This window comes from Nitrosospira sp. NpAV (genome assembly GCF_000832065.1).
In the GTDB taxonomy this organism is placed as follows: Bacteria; Pseudomonadota; Gammaproteobacteria; order Burkholderiales; family Nitrosomonadaceae; genus Nitrosospira.
The window spans coordinates 1-17,592 of record NZ_JXQM01000020.1 but is presented as its reverse complement, the minus strand read 5'-3'; the positions used below and the strand labels follow the sequence as shown (position 1 = coordinate 17,592).

Genomic DNA, 17,592 nt, shown 5'->3' with positions numbered 1-17,592 from the left:
CTCATGCCGATAAGCAAAATCTTGCCAAAAGATTTCGTTTATTTCTCCAAGTGTCGTCGAATTGACTCAATGATTTTTTCTGCTCCGGGTCCATAACGTTTATTACAAGCTTCCTGCATAAACTCATTGACCAGTTCACCCGCGCGTTTGCGGTCTCCATTGCAAACTTCATTAAAGAATACCTGACACACAGCCGGGTCGATGGATTCCTTGTCAAACAACAGTCTGGTCCTTTTGGGCTTCTCCTTTGCCATCCCGAGCGCCTTTTCGCTTTTGACTGTTTACACCTACAACTGACGATACTAGCTATCATCATTCTGGAAAATTGACAAGAAAATAGTTTGCCGATATCTATCCAGTAATCCCTCCGTCCCCTTTCGGAAATTTATTTCCGAAAACGCGCAAATTTCGGAAATCCGCTTCCTCGCTTGTTCCCTACAGCTCGATTTATAGTCCGGTCATCAATACGACTGCTGGAGGGAAACTATATGAGAACGACCGACAAGAACCACGACACCCCCGGATCATTCACCGCGTCACGATCATTATCTACTGAAGCCTTTCTTCAACAAATAAATGAAAGTTTGTACGACCTCAATCCGCCGGGCGAAGCGCTCTATGTCCAGCTTTACCAAGCGCTTGCGGATGAGCATCAGCGTGCCATTGATAACAAGCAACAGGACATGGCTGATCTGTCGCGCAGTGTAATGACCAATGCGCACCTCATCCTCAGCCTTGGTTCTCCGGACAATCCTCCTTCCCATCTGTCCGGTTCGGGTTCCCCGCAAACCATTCGCGCCTTGATGCATCGGCACAACGATCAGGAGTAAAGCGACATGAATAAAACAAAACCCATAACGATGATGACCGATCAGCAATTCGCTGCCTTGGCGGTCACCATGAACAACATAAGAAAGGAAGCGCGGCAATCGCTGTGGAAGCTGCTCCCCTTGATCTTGTCGATACTGATTTTTTTGAGTGCAGTCGGAGTGGAAATCGCAATTGCCTATGGCGTATTCAGCGGCTTGTTACAAGGTGTTGAAGATCCGGTAGTGCAGCATTCGGCGGGATTGCTGTCCCTGACAGGGGTTATGGCTATGCTGACCTATCACTGGCTTTGCAAACATAATCCTGACCTGTGGGCAGTAAGGCTGATACGCAATCTCAGCACCGTGTTTGCACCGTTATATGCATTGGCAGGAGGCCTATTCCTCAGCATCCTGCTTTTTCCCGGTGCCCTTGCTACGGCAACCTCAGGAACGCCGGATGCGATTTTTGGTTTGCCGGTAGAACAGGTTCAGGTCAGCACTATGGGACAGACCATTGTTTCATGGCTGCAAGGGAATATGGTGCTCGCCGCGCCGATTTTTGTTGGGTCTGTCACGGGAATTTCGATAATGAGTCTGTTCGTGGGCGGAGAATGCATCGACACGATCAGCACGAATGCCCACCTTATCATTCTCGCCCTGTTAAACCAGAACGCTGCGCGGCGGGGATGGAAACAATTGCTGGCAGACGACAAAGCATGTCGCAAAACCGCGAGCGAACTCGCTCAACTCGAACAGCGCAGCGATAACTTCATCAGAAACCACGCTGCCGTACTGGCTGCCAGCCAGGTCGAGCAATTCGTGCGACGTGGTGAGGCGGCAATGGAAGCCCATCCAGCCCTGTTTACCGGCAACGATGAGCCGGACTCCGTGTTGGGCCGAGTGCTAGGCAAACAACCGGATTTATCTGGCGTTAAAACCCGTCTCGATATCCTCAAGACACACACCGTGAAGCATATCCGCAGTGTGATTGACCGTGTTCTTAAATAAAGGAGTATCAACCATGAAACTCATTCCATTCCTCTTCCTCACCGCGTTGAGCAATGTAGGCCATGCACAGAACCCGGTGCATGCAACGTTCGCGCTGGATCAGTCTTCATCCAATCCCAACGAAGTCAAAGAATTTCGCAATGCCGCCGCCAAGTACGCAAAGGACACGGTTAGCGCCTTGAATATGGGCGATACAGTTGCGGTGATGACGTTCGGCGATGGCAATCTGCGCAATTTCCAGTTGACCAAGCGCGTAAAACTGTCGGCGCAAATGCGGCCCTCGCAGGTGGGAGCGGCTTTGGAGAAAGCCATTGCCGCCAAGGCCGAGGACGCTGCCAAAAATCCACAAAACGAAACCCGCCTGATGTCGTTTTTCGAGGATTGCTACCGGGAATTCCAGTGTGCATCCGGAAATGCGAAAGTCATTGTGTTTACAGATGGAGTTGAGCATTCGTCAGAATTGACGGGGAAGCAATTTGTCATCGATAAAAAGCCGTTGCCCGATCCAACGCCCGGCATTCTCAAAGGATGCCATGTCGAGTTCATTGGCGTCGGTATCACTGTCAACGGCGCACTCCAACGGCCCGAAAAAAAACACATCACAAACGCATGGACGGCGTGGATGAAAAAGGCCGGGGCTACGTTTGAAGCGCGATCCAACCTTTGATGCGCTGAATAAGTTCTGAGTGCAAGAACCATGACTCCACATTCTCGCAGCCATAAATCCCCCGCCACCCTGCTGTCACTCGCCGGTATCGCGGCGGGGCTGGCGTGGTGGGCCTATAACCTCAATCCGCCAATGATGGGTGGGCGTATCGACTGGTTCTCGGCGCTCATCCATTTGCTGGCGGGTCTGTTCTGCCTGCAAGCCGTGATTCGTGCACTCGACAATGCCGCACATTTCATCGACTTCTTCGCCAGCCGTGAACCGACGGGGAAACATGGCACGGCTGCATGGGCGGCGCTCAAGGAATTCAAGCGTGAATTGAGCAAAGACAAGCGCGGGCCGTTCTGGGGACGGTATGCGGGCGATTCCCGGCCCGCCTTATTTTTCGACTACGCCTCCAACGCCCTAACTGTGGCCCCCGCCGGGTCCGGCAAGGGCATCTATACGGTCGTTCCAATGGCTATGGCGATCCGGCACAGCAAGGTGATAGCAGATTTTAAGGCTGAGCTTACTTGTATGCTTGAAGCACCACTAAAAAAACGTGGTGAAATTGTGCGTGTGCTCAACCCCGGCAATTTATGGGCGGACATCATCGATCAAACTGATTCGTACAACCCGCTCGACATTATTGCTGACGACCTGACCCGTCCGGAAGGTTTGAGAGATGTCATGGCCGATTTGCTTGGGATGGCTACGCAAATACAACCGGAACCGGGAGAGAAAGAGTCAGAAAATACTTACTTCCGGGAAGGCGGTCGCCAGATAACCGGGTTTGCAAGCTTGGCTGAAAGTATGGTGGACTTATTCGATGCCACGCTTTCATCGGTCTCCTTACTGCTGGAAAACCGCCAGCGTCTCGAAGACACCGCACGGTGGATTGCCGGGGTCGATATCGAAGGCAAACCGCATCCAGACGGTCCGTTTCCCATCGAGCAGACCGAATGGGCCAAAGTGCACGATTCACGGGATGTGGCTCAGTTCGCGGCGCTGGTCAGGGCCATAGCACATAACCTGATTACCTTGATGTCGGGGAACGAGAGCCGTACCTTCGGCAGCTTCATCACCGGCGCTCAGCAATCGTTAGCTCCATTCGCATTCGGGCGGCTGGCCCCGGCCATGGGCCGCTCGACCTTTAGCATGAACGATCTCAAGGAAGGCAAAACACCGACTACGTTATTCATCGTGGCCGATGCCAGCCGCATGGAGGCGTACAAAGCCTATATCGGTTTGATGCAGTGGTGCTGCACGACGGCGGTAAAGCGCCATCCCAATAAAGAGCGGCCCGTGTATTTCATTCTGGACGAGGCCACGAATTACAAGGTCAACGGGCTGGAGAATCTGCTGACATGGGGCAGATCGTACGGACTTAGGCTTCACCTCATCTTTCAGGACTTGGCTGCGTTCGAACGCGTCTACGGCAAGTCGGCGCTCGACACGGTCCTAAGCGAGACTGAAGTAAAGCAGTTCCTGCCCGGCCAGCGCTCGCCCAAAACGCTGGAACTGATTTCCAGACAGATGCTGGGGGATCAAACCGTGACGGCCATGGGCACCAGCCGCTCCATCGACCAGTTCGGGCTGAACGAAAATCTGAGCGAAGCGGCTCGCCCGCTCGCCACGCCCGATGAAATCCGGCGCATGAAGGCAGGCATCCTGTTCGTCCGCCAGCATCGCCCCATTCTGTTCGAGCCGGTGAGTTATGCCGAGATCGAGCCGTGGCGCTCGCAAGTCGCAATCAACCCGTTCCATGGCAAGCCCTTCCGAAAAAAAATCAAACTGCGCCTATAGGACAAAACGATGAAAACCTATTCCCCCAAAAAATACCGCCCGTTTGCGTGGCTGTCGGTGTTCCTGCGCGGCGTGACCTATCTGCTGCGCCACTGGTTCCTGCTGCTCATCGCAGCGTGGGTGATTTCGCCTGTCGGGCCGCATTTCTTGGTCTGGTATACCTACAAGCAATATGGCACGTACCGCGATTACAACGACTGCGTTTATCTCGGCGGGCGCGGATTGATCGAGCGCAACGTGGGCGATGACTGCCCCGTGATCGTGATCATCGACCGGCGAACAAGACGGCAAACGCCCCTGTAAGCGTCGATTTTACCTGCTTCCCGGCTTGGCCTGCATCCGGGTAGCGGTATCGATCCATGCAGGCAATTCAATGAGGATTTGACCATGAGCAACCGAAATTCAAACGACACGCCGCATGAAGATTCACCCTCGCACGCGGGACGCAAGCCCGACCAGATTGCCTATGCGGTGCGCGGCACCCCGGACGGCAGGGAATACTGGAACCGCGTGGGCGCGATGTGGATGCACAAGGACGGGCGCGGTGCCGAGCTTGTTCTGGACAGTGTGCCGATTGACGGGCGCATTACCTTGCGCGAACAACGCGATCAACGCATGCAGGAGTATCAGGAAGAGCGGGCTGCGCAGCCATCCGTAGATAAAGGCCGGGTGCCGGATCATGGCCCGGAACGCTGACAGTCCGGCGGCACCTTCAACGACGAGCTTTGCTGGAAAGCACCCGGAACTGGCAAACGATAACCCTGAAAGCTTCCAAAAAGCGCCACCGCTCCATCGGGATTTCGATCTGGCCCGCGATCCCTATATCGGCAAGCAGATCAGGGCGATGGAACAAACAGAGGCGCAGCGGCGCGGTGACAGTGAGCGCAGCGGGGGCGGCTCGCAGATGGTGAAACGGGACAAGCCGTTTCCCGAACTGCGGCCTGAATTCGAGCAGGCTCCCATCCGAGAGACATTCAACCGCGCATGGTTGCGTGAACAACGTGACACCCGGCTGGCCGATCTCAACCGGCAACGGGAGCAGCACCGCACGCTTGAGCAGCCGGAGCACGCCGTGCAAAGAGATTGTGAGGTGCAGAGACAGCGGGTGCCGCAACGCTAGAAGAAGCTTGAAGAGCTATTCCATACGGAAAACCGTTACGGAAAGAAATGCGGATTTCCCCCGGAATCTTAACGGTAACAATAGGATTTTATTGCTATTTAATTAAAACTATGTTCTCTATTTGTTCTATTCAGTTGTTGCTCTTTTTAACAACGAAGAGGACCGATAGAGGAATTATTAGCCTGCAGGGCAGCGCTTTGATAACGTGGAGGATGCAAGCATGAACGAAGAAACAGCTACACCGGGTAAAAACAAACAGGAGGTCATCCCTGTCCCCACACTCGATTGCGATGCATACCGTGAGGACTTGACCGAGTTCGAGCTGACTACCGAGCAGGAAAACGAATTACTTTCGATCCTGTGGGATATCATGCGCACCATGTGCGATCTCAATCTGGACATGGATGCGGTGCAGATGATCATGCCGACATTTTTATATGCTGCGTTGAATGAAGATAAAAACGATCAAACAGGAAAGGCAGCGCAACCGTTCAATCAAAGCGCTGAAGCAGGCAACAGTGAAAGGAGCAAGCCCAATGGATAAGGCATTGATTTATTGTAGAGTATCGACTAAGCGGCAAACAACGGAAGGCGCGGGATTGGCCTCACAAGCCACTCGCTGCCGCGAGTTTGCACGTCATCGTCATATGGATGTGATTGGGCAGTTTGAGGATTCTGAATCCGGGTCCCTGATTGACCGCCCCGGCATGCAGGCGATGCTCAAGTTTGCGCGTGCGCATCGTAAGGACAATTTGACAATTATCATCGACGATTTGAGCAGACTGGCAAGAGGGATTTCTGCACACCTTAATTTGCGAAAAAAAATTGCCGAGGCGGGTGCAAAGCTAGCCTCTCCGAGCCTGTCCTTCGGGGAAGACTCGGACTCGTTATTGATCGAGCACCTGCTTGCCAGTGTATCGCAACATCATCGTCAGAAGAACGCGGAACAAACACGCAACCGGCGTAGGGCGCGTATGCTGAATGGGTATTGGGTGCATTTCGCACCCATCGGTTATAAGTACGCCTCGAAACCGGGCCATGGGAAGGTGCTGGTACGAAACGAGCCGTTGGCGAGCATTGTTGCCGAGGGGTTGGAAGGGTACGCCAGCGGGCGCTTCCAGCTCAGGGCAGAGGTGAAACGCTACTTTGAACAATTTCCTGAATTCCCCAAGAACGCCAAGGGCGAAGTCACCAACGAACACGTCAACCGTATCTTAAGCCGGGTAATTTATGCCGCGCATATCCAGTCGGACATCATGGATGTGTCTTTACGCCCCGCACAGAACGAGCCTTTGGTCTCGCTGGCGACGTTTCAAAAAATCCAACATCGCATGCAGGAAAAACCCAAGATACCTGCGCGAAAAAATTTGAACGAGGATTTTCCGCTAAGGGGGGCGGTACGTTGCGCTGATTGCGATAACCCGCTCACTGCTTGCTGGACCAAGGGGCGCAGTAAGCACTATCCGTACTACTACTGCTTTACTAGCAAACGTTGTGAGAGCTATGGTAAAGCCATCAGACGCGAGAAGATCGAGGGCGAGTTCGAAGCTCTGTTGCACACGCTCGAACCTTCCGTGCCGCTATTCAAAACTGCGAGCAGGATGTTCGAGACATGGTGGAATTACCGGCAGGCGCAGATCGCGCAGCGCGGAAAGGCGCTTGAGGATGAAATACATAAGCTGAATACCAAGATCGAGCAATTGATGGACAGGCTGGTTGAGACGGATAGCGATTCAATGGTGAAGGCTTACGAATCCCGGATCAAGAAATTCGAGACTGACAGAGCCGTTCTGGTCGAAAAATCCGGCCAATCGTTGCGCCCGAGGCGTTCATTCGATGCGGCACTTAGAACCAGCCTCGACTTTATCGCTAAGCCGCATAAACTCTGGAGTTCCGGGCGACTATCGGATCGACATGCCGTGCTCAAACTCGTGGTTCCGGGTGGATTTCAATATCATCGGAATACAGGACTTAGAACCACCGATACCCCATTACCCTTCAAGGTGTTAGGTGGGTTTACAAGCAAGCGGTTACAATTGGCGGAGAGGGTGGGATTCGAACCCACGTGCCAGGTTACCCTGACCATCTGATTTCGAGTCAGCGCCGTTATGGCCACTTCGGTACCTCTCCGTTGCGAGATCGATATTTTACCAGTTTATCCTGTGTTTATCTTGCGCTCGTTCAGCGTAAAAACATGGCAGAATGTTCTCGTATTCCGCCTGCCTCCCGTCCATGCGCCCTTTCCCCCACCCGTTTGTTGGTATTCTCATCGTTTGCGGCCTCATGCTCCCCGCCTGCGATTCGTTTGAGAAGCCGGTGTTACCGTTCGACAAAACCGATGAGTTGGTGGTGATTACCGTTAATAGCCCGGATACCTACTATGAGAATGCCGACGGACGTTATGCCGGACTGGAGTTTGATCTTGCTTCTGAATTCGCGCGAGAGCTGGGCATGAGCGTGAAATTCAGGTTAGCACCTAGAATGGATCAGGTATTGGCGAAGCTTGAAGAGCATAGGGGACATTTCGCCGCTGGCTTAAGCATCAGCACCAAGCATGAACTGCACGCTCGTTTCGGCCCGGTCTATCAAACTACCCAGCCTCAGGTGGCCTACAACACCGACTACCGCAGACCCAAAAGTATCCGTCAACTGGTAGGAAGAACCATCGAGATCGCAAGCGGAACAACCTATGCTGAACAACTCAATAAAGCCATGCAGCAGGCCCCCGGCCTGAAATGGAGCGAGGTCGATATCACGGGCGAAGATTTGCTGGCAAAACTGGCGGAGGGCAAAGTCGACTATGTGGTGGCCGATTCCACGCAGATCAACCAGGCCAAGAATTTCTACTCCAACCTGGATAGTGCTTTCGATTTGGGCGAGCCCGTCGGCAAGGCTTGGGCATTTTCGCCCTTTGCCGAACGAGAGTTATTGGAAAAGACGCGGAAGTTTTTTAACCGGATCGAACAGGATGGCACCTTGATGCGTCTCCTGGACCGATATTACGGTCACATTCAGCGGCTTGAGCAGGCGGATGTGAGTGGCATTCTGAGCAAAAGACGTACACTGCTACCGGATTTGCGCAACCATTTCCACGAAGCCGAGGAGTTAACCGGGATCGATTGGCGCTTGATCGCAGCGTTGGCGTACCAGGAATCCCATTGGGACCACTTCGCGGTTTCACCCGGCAACGTACGGGGTATCATGATGCTCACGGAGACGACGGCCGACCGGATGAAGGTGACCGATCGGCTGGACACGCGACAGAACATACTCGCTGGCGCACGTTACCTGCGACTGCTCAAGGATAGGTTGCCGACGCGTATTCTGGAACCCGATCGCACCTGGATTGCGATGGCGGCATATAATCAGGGCTCCAGCCATATAGAAGATGCGCGCGTTCTGGCACAGCGCCTTGAGCTCAACCCGGATTCATGGGCAGATCTGAAGAAGACATTGCCGTTATTGAGCCTCAGTAAATACTTCCAAAATTTGAAACACGGTTATGCGCGCGGCGGCGAGGCAGTGATCCTGACGGAATCCGTGCGGACTTACTACAACATTCTGCTGAAATATGAACGCCCTTATTCCTGGGGATTTCCGGTTGCCGATGAAACTGACCCGCTATCCTGAAGAGCCTTTGAATAAACTCGCTTTTGCCATTCGATAAGCGGTAGGGCGTCCAACGACGGAATAAGACGTGGTGTGGCGATCATTCACCCCCACCTTCCCTACATGAATAATAATTGTTGAGTCATTGAAGCAGTCGGGCTATATTGACGCTGTCAATTTGTGACCCATTTCCAATCAATTCCAAACTTAGGGAGGATGCCATGACTTTGCGCTTAGGCGATATCGCACCTGATTTCGAGCAAGATTCCTCAATCGGCAAGATTAAATTTCACGAATGGATCGGAGATTCCTGGGCGGTGCTGTTTTCTCACCCCGCCGATTACACCCCCGTCTGCACAACGGAACTGGGAATGACCGCAAAACTCAAGTCGGAATTCGACAAGCGCAACGTTAAGGCGATCGGGCTATCGGTTGATCCGGTGGACAAGCACTCGGGGTGGATCAAGGACATCGAGGAAACACAGAATTGCAGCGTCGGCTTTCCCATTATCGCGGATGTGGACAAAAAGGTTGCGGCGCTCTACGACATGATTCATCCGAATCAGTCTGAAACCATGACGGTTCGTTCGCTGTTCATCATCGACCCGAAAAAGAAAGTACGCCTCATCATCACTTACCCGATGAGCACCGGCCGGAATTTTGAGGAAGTGCTGCGCGTTCTTGATGCGCTGCAGCTGACCGATAATTGCTCGGTGGCCACACCCGCCAATTGGAAAGATGGAGATGACGTGATTATCCCGCTGACAATTCAGGACGAAGCAGTCATCAAACAAAAATTCCCGAAAGGTTATAAGGCGCCGCGCCCCTATCTTCGCATCACACCGCAGCCGAATAAATAACAGCCCATCATTCACCCCAGGAAATGCAAAAGCGCCCGGATTCCAGGGCGCTTTCTTTTGGTAGGAAGCCAATAAGCGAAGCGCATTGCGCCGAGTGCCCTACTTGTTGCCGGTGCCAGGGTGCAAATCGTCTTCCGGCTCGAACCAGGCAAGTCTCTGGTGCAGTTTAACGACCTCGCCTACGATAATAAGAGTCGGGGGAGTGAGATGGGCGGATGCGGTCAGATCAGGAAGGGTTTCCAGCGTAGCCGTCAGTACCCGCTGATTGCGGGTACTCGCCTGCTGAACGATGGCGGCGGGTGTCGCGGCAGATAAACCATGCGCAATCAATTGCCGGCACAGCACGGGTAATCCAAGCAGTCCCATATAGATTACGATGGTCTGGTTTGGCCGTGCAAGCATGGACCAATCCAGATCCACACTGCCATCCTTGAGATGGCCGGTCACGAATATGCACGACTGGGCGTAATCGCGATGGGTAAGGGGAATACCGGCATAGGACGCCGCCCCGGATGCGGCGGTAATGCCCGGGACCACCTGAAAAGAAATACCCTGCGCGGACAACGTTTCGATTTCTTCGCCGCCACGGCCAAATATGAAGGGATCACCCCCTTTCAGCCGCAGCACGCGCTTGCCTTCTTTTGCCAGCCGCACGAGTAATTCATTGATGGATTCCTGCGGCATGACGTGCTTGCTGCGCTCCTTACCGGCATAGATGCGTGATGCATCGCGGCGCACCATGTCGAGTACCTCGGGCGACACCAGGCGATCATATACCACCACATCCGCTTGCTGCATCAGGCGCATCGCGCGAAAAGTCAGCAGCTCGGGATCTCCCGGGCCGGCGCCTACGAGATAGACCTCTCCCTGCGCAGATTCGTCAGCTTCCCCTTCCAGCGAACCTTCGAGATAATCCTTTGCCGCCCGATCCCGGCCGGCAAAGACCATTTCGGCAAATGGTCCCTGCAATGCCTTTTCCCAGAATATGCGCCGCTTCTCGGGATGCGAGAAATGCAGTTTCACCCGCTCGCGGAAGCTTGCGGCGCAAGCCGCGAGGCGCCCATATCCCGCCGGGATCATGGTTTCCAGACGAGCCCGCAGCAGCCTTGCCAATACCGGCGACGCTCCTCCGCTTGAAACCGCAACCAGAACGGGGGAGCGATCTATGATGGAAGGCATGATGAAAGAACAAAGATCCGGGTTATCCACGACATTGACAGGGATGCGCAATCGTCTCGCCGCTTCAGAAATCTCGCGGTTGGTCACCGGGTCATGGGTAGCGGCAATAACCAGAACAACGTTGCTCAAATGGCTGGGATGAAAAGCCTCGGCGCGATGAGTAATCGCACCCGCGGTTTGTTCGCGCAGCAGGTCACTGAGTCCGATGCATAGCTCCGGAGCTATTACGGTAATGTGAGCACCCGCGCGCAACAGCAAGGTGATCTTACGCAGAGCGACCTCCCCTCCGCCGACCACAAGGCAGTTGCAATTTTTGATGTTGATAAAGATGGGCAGAAAATCCATTTATTCCATTTGTAAAACTGTAACCAACCAAAGCCGTTTAACGCCGCCTGACTTTTTTTCCTTCTGAGGCTCTCTATAACTGGCGGATCCTTGGTAATTGTGCATTCCGTACTACTTTACCCGAAAATTCATTAGAATGAGGCGGGCTAAATCCTGCAACCTACTCCTTTCCTGTTTGAACACACGGAATCTCCCTTCTTTCGGACGGTTCATTTTTCATGGTGCCGCTAATTTGCTATGATGCGTCTCTTGCTAAGCGCGAATAGCTTTTTTCATGCCCAATATTGATCTCCATTGCCACTCGACAGTTTCGGACGGATTACTGACGCCTACGCGATTGGTAGAACATGCAGCCGCATGCGGAGTGGATGTACTGGCGCTAACCGATCACGATGATGTTGCGGGACTGGAGGAGGCGCGCCAGGTCGCTGCCGGGAAGAATATTACATTTATCAATGGCGTGGAAATCTCCGCTGACTGGCGCGGACAGACCTTGCATATCGTCGGCCTCGGTATAGACCCCGGACACCCGCCACTGGTGGGAGGCTTGAAGTCCATTCGCAATGGCCGCACCGTGCGCGCACGCAACATCGCTGCACAACTCGATAAATTTGGTATCCATGGCAGTTTTGAAGGGGCTTCCGCTTACGCCGGCGATGGACAGTTGATAGGCCGTACACATTTTGCCCGTTTCCTGGTCCAGCAGGGTTATGCCAAGGACGTGAGATCCGTATTCAAGAAATATCTGGTCAAAGGTAAACCTGGTTATGCGCCGCATCAATGGGCTCCGTTGAGCGACGCGGTCAACTGGATATGCAGTAGCGGCGGCAGAGCCGTAATTGCCCATCCTGCACGTTATAAATTAGGCAAAGGCGCATTGGACGAGTTGATGCTGGAGTTTCGCTCCCTTGGCGGCGAGGCCATTGAGGTCGTTACCTCCAGCCACACACCGGAGCAATCTCTGCTGTTCGCAAATCATAGTCGGCGTATGGGTTTACTGGCTTCGCGCGGTTCGGATTTTCACGGGCCGGGCGAGAGCTATTTTGATCTGGGCCGGATGCCGGAATTGCCCGCCAACTGCACGCCGGTTTGGCATGATTGGAAGCAGGTGATGTAGCGAAGGCATAGCCGGTGCCTCCGGGAATAACTATGAAGCCGTCGCTATACAGCAAATTATTCCTTATACATCCAGTGAGCGGGCCATATTTGCATGGGTAGCCTCATTTGGCAAATGAGTGAAATAAACCGGCGAAAGATTTCGCCTGGTCTTTGAAATTTTTGAAGTGCCCTAAAAAACTAAAACATAATCAGAAACCGTTTCTCACGTGGCTCAATTTTTCTCCATTCATCCAACTAATCCGCAGTCGCGCTTGATAAGACAAGCCGCAGCCATCGTGCGCGCTGGCGGCGTACTCGCTTATCCAACCGATTCCTGTTATGCGCTGGGCGGCCAACTGGGAGACAAGGCAGTTATGACGCGTATTCGCGCCATACGGCAAGTGGATGAGCACCATCACTTTACGCTGATGTGCCGGAATCTGGCCGAGATCTCGCATTATGCGAAAATCGATAATAGCCAATACCGGTTGCTCAAGGCAAGTACGCCCGGTAGCTACACTTTTATATTTCAGGCCACGCGCGAGGTGCCGCGCCGCCTGCAACATCCAAAACGCAACACTATCGGCCTGAGAATACCCGATCATCCAGTCGTGCAAGCACTGCTGACAGAGTTGAATGAGCCGTTGCTGAGTTCCACCCTGATGCTGCCAGGAGATGAATTTCCTCTCAACGACGCCGGGGAAATTCGCGATCGCCTCGAACACCATGTAGAACTGGTACTGGATGGCGGCGCCTGTGGCCTGGAGATGAGCACCGTAGTTGATCTGACCGGCGACGAGCCAAAACTGGTGCGACAAGGAAAGGGCAGCCTCGCGCCATTCGGAATTGTGCATGGATAGTATTATTCAGAATGTCGCCATTTATGCGCTGCCGGTGATTTTTGCCATTACTTTGCATGAAGCCGCACACGGGTACGTAGCCAAGCACTTCGGTGACCTGACGGCCTATGCACAGGGACGCGTCAGTCTGAATCCAATTCGGCATATCGATCCCGTGGGGACGATTCTGCTTCCATTGTTAACGCTGATACTGGGCGGCATCCTGTTTGGCTGGGCAAAGCCGGTACCGGTTAATTTTTCGGCGCTCCGCCATCCGAAACAGGATATGCTTTGGGTAGCGCTGGCCGGGCCGGGCGCAAATCTTTTCATGGCATTGCTTTGGGCGTTCGTAATCAAGCTTGGGATCGGTTTGCCGGAAAGCGATCTGGCACGACCCATGATATTGATGGGCGAAGCAGGCATCAAAATCAATGTGATACTAATGGTGCTGAATCTCTTGCCTCTGCCCCCGCTGGATGGCGGACGCATTGCGGTAAGCTTGCTCCCCCATCGAATGGCATATAGTTTTTCGAAGATTGAGCCTTATGGCTTTATGATCCTGCTATTGTTATTGATCACTGGTGTGCTCGGTGCCATCATCGGGCCTTTTATCAGTATCACCATACAAATGGTAGTATTGTTTTTCGGACTGGAAATTTAAGCAGGAATTACTAAGGGCAAGCAACATGTTCACTGATCGTGTTTTGTCGGGAATGCGCCCCACTGGCGGCCTCCATTTAGGGCACTACCATGGAGTGCTGAAGAACTGGGTAGAACTGCAGCACCAATTCGAATGTCTGTTTTTCGTTGCCGACTGGCACGCTCTCACCACGCATTACGATACCCCCGAAGTCATAGAGCAGCATGTCTGGGACATGGTGATAGATTGGCTTGCCGCCGGTGTGGACCCGGCGCAGGCGACATTATTCATTCAGTCCCGGGTGCCCGCCCATGCTGAGTTGCATGTCTTGCTTTCCATGATTACCCCACTGGGTTGGCTGGAACGCGTTCCATCCTACAAAGATCAGCAGGAAAAGTTGTCGGAGAAGGATCTGAGTACCTATGGCTTCCTTGGCTACCCCCTACTTCAGAGCGCGGATATTCTCATTTACCGTGCCAACCGCGTTCCGGTAGGCGAAGATCAGGCGCCGCATATCGAATTTACCCGCGAGATCACGCGGCGCTTCAACCATATTTTCGGCAAGGAAGCCGGCTTCCGGGAGAAAGCCGAGTTGGCGATAAAAAAACTTGGCTCCAAAAAATCCAGGGTCTACCGCGAGCTCAGAAATCGTTACCAGGAGCAAGGCGACGAGGGGGCGCTGGCTGCCGCCAAATCGTTGCTTGATGAACAGCAGAACTTGAGTATGGGGGATCAGGAACGCTTATTCGGCTATCTCGAAGGTGGGGGTAAAATGATACTTTCCGAGCCTGAGGTCATGCTTACCCCGGCATCGAAAATGCCGGGGCTGGATGGCCAGAAAATGTCCAAATCCTATAACAACACTATCAATCTCCGGGAAGATGAAGCGAGTGTCATAAAGAAAATCCGCACAATGCCGACCGATCCGGCGCGTGTTCGACGGAGTGATCCGGGCGATCCCGCCAAGTGTCCGCTATGGCAATTCCACCTGGTTTATTCGAATGCGGAAGTCAAGGAATGGGTGCAACAAGGCTGTACGACCGCCGGTATTGGCTGCCTGGAATGCAAGCAACCCGTTATTGACGCAATACTGGCGGAGCAGAAACCCATGCACGAGCGTGCCCGCATATATGAAGAGGATCCCACGCTGGTGCGCAATATCATCGCGGACGGATGTGAGAAAGCCGACAAGCTGGCCCAGGAAACGATGCGTGATGTCAGAGAGGCGATGGGGTTGAATTATTTTTAGGATTACGTTCTGATTCAAGATGGGCTTGTTTGTCAGCCATTTGCCTGATTATATACCCGCTCATTTGCCTATTCATTTGCCAACTGATCAAGACAATCAAGCACCGGTCAAGCCAGTCGTAGTTGCTGGAGTGGTGGCAGGAGGTTTCTCCGAATGAATGATTTCCTTTACCCCGCCATCGAGCGCCCGGTTGCGAGAATCCACGGTGAGCCGCTGCGGGAGCTCCCGCGGGACTTATATATTCCGCCGGATGCGCTGGAGGTGTTTCTTGACACCTTCCAGGGACCCCTCGATCTGCTGCTCTATCTTATTCGCAAACATAATCTGGATGTGCTGGATATACCCATGGCGGAACTTACGCGACAATACATGGCCTACGTCGAGATGATGCGAACCAATCAATTGGAGTTGGCAGCAGAGTATCTCCTGATGGCCGCGATGCTGATCGAAATTAAATCGCGCATGCTGCTGCCACGCCCCGTCAATCGAGATGAGGAAGAGGGTGACCCGCGCGCCGAACTGGTGCGCCGTTTGCTGGAATACGAACAAATGAAACTCGCGGCACAGCGGCTTAACGAATTGCCTCAGGCTGAGCGGGACTTCGGGTTGATGCAGGTTTGGATCGATCAGGCGGTGATCAAACGTTTACCGGATGTCGATATGGATGACCTGCGTAGTGCCTGGCTCGCGCTGATGGCCCGCTCGCAAGCCAATCGGCGCCATCGCATCACAAGGGAGCAACTTTCCGTTCGGTCACACATGAGCCGCATCTTGCGCCATCTCCATGGTCATAAGTTTGTTGAATTCGATGAATTATTCAACCCAACAGCTGGCGTGGCGGAAATGGTGGTAACCTTTCTTGCGTTGCTGGAGCTGGTCAGGGAAAATCAGGTGGAAGTAGCGCAATCTCACGCTTTCGGAATCATTTATGTCAGATCCATCGGTTTCCTTGCCGCCGTCTAGCTCCACCGGCTCATCCAGTCCCGGCGAGATCAAGCGGATTCTGGAAACGGCGCTGCTTACGAGCCAGGAACCATTGCCCCTATCGGAGCTGAAAAAGTTGTTCGACGAAGAGCTGGGTGCGGATATTCTACGCCGCCTGCTGGAAGAGTTGCGCGAGGACTGGGATGATAAAGGAGTGGAGCTGGTAAAAGTTGCCGGCGGGTGGCGTTTCCATACCCGACCGGAGATGCAAAAATTTCTTGACCGGCTCAATCCTCAAAAACCTCCGCGTTATTCACGCGCGGTGCTGGAAACACTTGCCATTATCGCTTATCGCCAACCCGTAACGCGTGGAGATATCGAGGAGATCCGTGGTGTCGCGGTCTCAGGTCCGGTGCTTAAGGCACTTGAGTCACGCGGCTGGATCAGCGCCATTGGGCATCGTGATGTTCCCGGCAGACCAGTCTTGTATGCAACGACCACGGATTTTCTCAATGATCTTAATCTGCGCTCTCTAGACGAGTTGCCGCCGCTGGAGGAATTGGGTACGCTGCTTGAGCCTAGCGAAAACATGGGGAGCATGGAGTTATTACCGTCTCCGTAGCCGGCAGTGGTGGCATTCCGGGCTAGGGAGAAAGAAGGGGACACGAATAATAAGTGTGGGGAGTTTGCAATGCGAACGATTTTGGTGGCAAATCCCAAAGGGGGGTGCGGAAAAACCACATTGGCAACTAACCTGGCCGCTTATCTGGCCGGACAAAATCAGCGGGTTGCCATGTGGGATCTGGACCGTCAAAAATCATCATTGGACTGGCTTGCGTTGCGTCCTGCCGAGTTACCGGCCATTACCCACCTGGATGCAGATCGCAATGACACTCATCCGGATATTCCTGAATACAACGATTGGCTTGTGCTGGATTCCCCCGCAGGTATGCACGGCAAGAACCTTGCCCATGCGTTGAAGCTAGCTCACAAAGTTGTGGTACCCGTGCAACCTTCGGTATTCGATATGGCGGCCACCCGGGATTTTCTGGATCAGCTGATGGAAGAAAAAGCCGTGCGGAAGCACAAAGCTTTCATTGGTATTATCGGCATGCGCGTAGATCCCCGCACTCGCGCTGCGGCTACCCTGGAGCAATTTCTCCGGCAGTATGATCTCCCGATCCTCACTTATCTACGCGACACCATGGTGTATGTCAATGCGGCTTTCAACGGCAAGAGCATTTTCGATCTGCCATACTACCAAGCCGAACGCGATCTGTCGCAGTGGCAACCGATTGTTGAATGGGTGAATAGTTAAGAAGCCGTCGCGTAAATTCTAAAGTTTGTGCGTATGCGCTCCACGAGAAAAACTCGTCGAAAATCCCCTAGATAGAATCTGAGCGTGTGTTGAGTGCCTCAATGCACATGATCGCCCGGCGGGGGGAGGATTTCCTTTTCAC

At 53.5% G+C, this 17,592-nt stretch carries 18 protein-coding genes, 1 tRNA gene and 1 pseudogene; 18 read left to right on the top strand and 2 right to left on the bottom strand.

Annotated elements, in window-relative coordinates; genetic code table 11:
• Nucleotides 1–488 precede the first annotated feature (488 nt).
• The 9 genes and pseudogenes from SQ11_RS12485 to SQ11_RS18275 all read left to right on the top strand — a co-directional run.
• Nucleotides 489–830 carry a hypothetical protein gene (locus SQ11_RS12485; protein ID WP_041514523.1) on the top strand — a complete coding sequence of 114 codons (342 nt, stop codon included), beginning with the start codon at nucleotides 489–491 and terminating at the stop codon, nucleotides 828–830.
• 6 nt (nucleotides 831–836) lie between these two features.
• On the top strand, nucleotides 837–1,817 hold the full coding sequence (locus SQ11_RS12480; RefSeq protein WP_041514522.1) for a hypothetical protein: 981 nt from the start codon (nucleotides 837–839) through the stop codon (nucleotides 1,815–1,817).
• Between the two features lie 13 nt (nucleotides 1,818–1,830).
• Nucleotides 1,831–2,484 carry a VWA domain-containing protein gene (locus tag SQ11_RS12475; RefSeq protein WP_041514521.1) on the top strand — a complete coding sequence of 218 codons (654 nt, stop codon included), beginning with the start codon at nucleotides 1,831–1,833 and terminating at the stop codon, nucleotides 2,482–2,484.
• A 30-nt stretch (nucleotides 2,485–2,514) separates the two neighbouring features.
• Nucleotides 2,515–4,269, top strand: coding sequence for a type IV secretory system conjugative DNA transfer family protein (locus SQ11_RS12470; protein WP_041514520.1), 1,755 nt, complete (start codon nucleotides 2,515–2,517; stop codon nucleotides 4,267–4,269).
• A 9-nt stretch (nucleotides 4,270–4,278) separates the two neighbouring features.
• Nucleotides 4,279–4,572, top strand: coding sequence for a hypothetical protein (locus SQ11_RS12465; protein WP_041514519.1), 294 nt, complete (start codon nucleotides 4,279–4,281; stop codon nucleotides 4,570–4,572).
• Nucleotides 4,573–4,656: 84 nt separating this feature from the next.
• The gene (locus SQ11_RS12460) at nucleotides 4,657–4,965 is read left to right on the top strand and encodes a hypothetical protein (RefSeq protein ID WP_041514518.1); all 309 of its coding nucleotides are present in this window, start codon (nucleotides 4,657–4,659) and stop codon (nucleotides 4,963–4,965) included.
• Complete coding sequence (locus tag SQ11_RS12455; protein ID WP_041514517.1) at nucleotides 4,949–5,389, top strand: hypothetical protein; 441 nt, start codon at nucleotides 4,949–4,951, stop codon at nucleotides 5,387–5,389. The genes SQ11_RS12460 and SQ11_RS12455 overlap by 17 nt, the downstream gene beginning before the upstream one ends.
• 220 nt (nucleotides 5,390–5,609) lie before the next feature.
• Nucleotides 5,610–5,933 (top strand): hypothetical protein, encoded by a 324-nt coding sequence (locus tag SQ11_RS12450; protein ID WP_041514516.1) that lies wholly within the window; start codon nucleotides 5,610–5,612, stop codon nucleotides 5,931–5,933.
• A pseudogene (locus SQ11_RS18275) lies at nucleotides 5,839–6,930 on the top strand (recombinase family protein); the annotation flags it as partial. The gene SQ11_RS12450 and the pseudogene SQ11_RS18275, both read left to right, overlap by 95 nt.
• Nucleotides 6,931–7,426: 496 nt before the next feature.
• Here the strand turns inward: SQ11_RS18275 and SQ11_RS12440 are convergent.
• Nucleotides 7,427–7,519, bottom strand: a tRNA-Ser gene (locus tag SQ11_RS12440).
• A gap of 102 nt (nucleotides 7,520–7,621) precedes the next feature.
• Between SQ11_RS12440 and mltF the strand changes: the two genes are divergently transcribed.
• On the top strand, nucleotides 7,622–9,019 hold the full coding sequence (gene mltF, locus SQ11_RS12435) for a membrane-bound lytic murein transglycosylase MltF (protein ID WP_232297996.1): 1,398 nt from the start codon (nucleotides 7,622–7,624) through the stop codon (nucleotides 9,017–9,019).
• A 200-nt stretch (nucleotides 9,020–9,219) separates the two neighbouring features.
• The gene (locus tag SQ11_RS12430) at nucleotides 9,220–9,858 is read left to right on the top strand and encodes a peroxiredoxin (protein WP_041514514.1); all 639 of its coding nucleotides are present in this window, start codon (nucleotides 9,220–9,222) and stop codon (nucleotides 9,856–9,858) included.
• A gap of 99 nt (nucleotides 9,859–9,957) precedes the next feature.
• Here SQ11_RS12430 and cysG read toward each other — a convergent pair whose 3' ends face one another.
• Nucleotides 9,958–11,382, bottom strand: coding sequence for a siroheme synthase CysG (cysG, locus tag SQ11_RS12425; RefSeq protein ID WP_041514513.1), 1,425 nt, complete (start codon nucleotides 11,380–11,382; stop codon nucleotides 9,958–9,960).
• A 274-nt stretch (nucleotides 11,383–11,656) separates the two neighbouring features.
• Here cysG and SQ11_RS12420 point away from each other — a divergent pair, with 274 nt between their 5' ends.
• The 7 genes from SQ11_RS12420 to SQ11_RS12390 all read left to right on the top strand — a co-directional run bounded on the left by SQ11_RS12420 (nucleotide 11,657) and on the right by SQ11_RS12390 (nucleotide 17,450).
• A complete protein-coding gene (locus SQ11_RS12420) occupies nucleotides 11,657–12,499 on the top strand; it encodes a 3',5'-nucleoside bisphosphate phosphatase (RefSeq protein ID WP_041514512.1) in 843 nt (280 codons plus the stop codon).
• Nucleotides 12,500–12,707: 208 nt separating this feature from the next.
• Entirely contained in the window at nucleotides 12,708–13,340 is a 633-nt protein-coding gene (locus SQ11_RS12415; protein ID WP_041514511.1) for an L-threonylcarbamoyladenylate synthase, read from the top strand.
• A complete protein-coding gene (locus SQ11_RS12410) occupies nucleotides 13,333–13,980 on the top strand; it encodes a site-2 protease family protein (protein WP_041514510.1) in 648 nt (215 codons plus the stop codon). Before SQ11_RS12415 ends, SQ11_RS12410 begins: the two co-directional genes overlap by 8 nt.
• Nucleotides 13,981–14,005: 25 nt before the next feature.
• Nucleotides 14,006–15,208, top strand: coding sequence for a tryptophan--tRNA ligase (locus SQ11_RS12405; RefSeq protein WP_041514509.1), 1,203 nt, complete (start codon nucleotides 14,006–14,008; stop codon nucleotides 15,206–15,208).
• Nucleotides 15,209–15,361: 153 nt separating this feature from the next.
• On the top strand, nucleotides 15,362–16,171 hold the full coding sequence (locus SQ11_RS12400) for a ScpA family protein (protein ID WP_041514508.1): 810 nt from the start codon (nucleotides 15,362–15,364) through the stop codon (nucleotides 16,169–16,171).
• Nucleotides 16,137–16,754 carry an SMC-Scp complex subunit ScpB gene (gene scpB, locus SQ11_RS12395; protein WP_041514507.1) on the top strand — a complete coding sequence of 206 codons (618 nt, stop codon included), beginning with the start codon at nucleotides 16,137–16,139 and terminating at the stop codon, nucleotides 16,752–16,754. Before SQ11_RS12400 ends, scpB begins: the two co-directional genes overlap by 35 nt.
• A 69-nt stretch (nucleotides 16,755–16,823) precedes the next feature.
• The gene (locus SQ11_RS12390; protein ID WP_041514506.1) at nucleotides 16,824–17,450 is read left to right on the top strand and encodes a ParA family protein; all 627 of its coding nucleotides are present in this window, start codon (nucleotides 16,824–16,826) and stop codon (nucleotides 17,448–17,450) included.
• The last annotated feature ends 142 nt before the right edge of the window (nucleotides 17,451–17,592 follow it).

Excerpts from the sequence above, each read along its gene's own strand:
- SQ11_RS12405 (WP_041514509.1), top strand. The coding sequence starts at position 14,006 with ATGTTCACTGATCGTGTTTTGTCGGGAATGCGCCCCACTGGCGGCCTC.
- SQ11_RS12450 (WP_041514516.1), top strand. The coding sequence starts at position 5,610 with ATGAACGAAGAAACAGCTACACCGGGTAAAAACAAACAGGAGGTCATC.
- SQ11_RS12475 (WP_041514521.1), top strand. The coding sequence starts at position 1,831 with ATGAAACTCATTCCATTCCTCTTCCTCACCGCGTTGAGCAATGTAGGC.
- SQ11_RS12390 (WP_041514506.1), top strand. The coding sequence starts at position 16,824 with ATGCGAACGATTTTGGTGGCAAATCCCAAAGGGGGGTGCGGAAAAACC.
- SQ11_RS12410 (WP_041514510.1), top strand. The coding sequence starts at position 13,333 with ATGGATAGTATTATTCAGAATGTCGCCATTTATGCGCTGCCGGTGATT.
- SQ11_RS12465 (WP_041514519.1), top strand. The coding sequence starts at position 4,279 with ATGAAAACCTATTCCCCCAAAAAATACCGCCCGTTTGCGTGGCTGTCG.
- SQ11_RS12460 (WP_041514518.1), top strand. The coding sequence starts at position 4,657 with ATGAGCAACCGAAATTCAAACGACACGCCGCATGAAGATTCACCCTCG.
- SQ11_RS12470 (WP_041514520.1), top strand. The coding sequence starts at position 2,515 with ATGACTCCACATTCTCGCAGCCATAAATCCCCCGCCACCCTGCTGTCA.
- SQ11_RS12455 (WP_041514517.1), top strand. The coding sequence starts at position 4,949 with ATGGCCCGGAACGCTGACAGTCCGGCGGCACCTTCAACGACGAGCTTT.
- scpB (WP_041514507.1), top strand. The coding sequence starts at position 16,137 with ATGTCAGATCCATCGGTTTCCTTGCCGCCGTCTAGCTCCACCGGCTCA.
- SQ11_RS12485 (WP_041514523.1), top strand. The coding sequence starts at position 489 with ATGAGAACGACCGACAAGAACCACGACACCCCCGGATCATTCACCGCG.
- SQ11_RS12420 (WP_041514512.1), top strand. The coding sequence starts at position 11,657 with ATGCCCAATATTGATCTCCATTGCCACTCGACAGTTTCGGACGGATTA.
- mltF (WP_232297996.1), top strand. The coding sequence starts at position 7,622 with ATGCGCCCTTTCCCCCACCCGTTTGTTGGTATTCTCATCGTTTGCGGC.
- SQ11_RS12430 (WP_041514514.1), top strand. The coding sequence starts at position 9,220 with ATGACTTTGCGCTTAGGCGATATCGCACCTGATTTCGAGCAAGATTCC.
- cysG (WP_041514513.1), bottom strand. The coding sequence starts at position 11,382 with ATGGATTTTCTGCCCATCTTTATCAACATCAAAAATTGCAACTGCCTT.
- SQ11_RS12480 (WP_041514522.1), top strand. The coding sequence starts at position 837 with ATGAATAAAACAAAACCCATAACGATGATGACCGATCAGCAATTCGCT.
- SQ11_RS12400 (WP_041514508.1), top strand. The coding sequence starts at position 15,362 with ATGAATGATTTCCTTTACCCCGCCATCGAGCGCCCGGTTGCGAGAATC.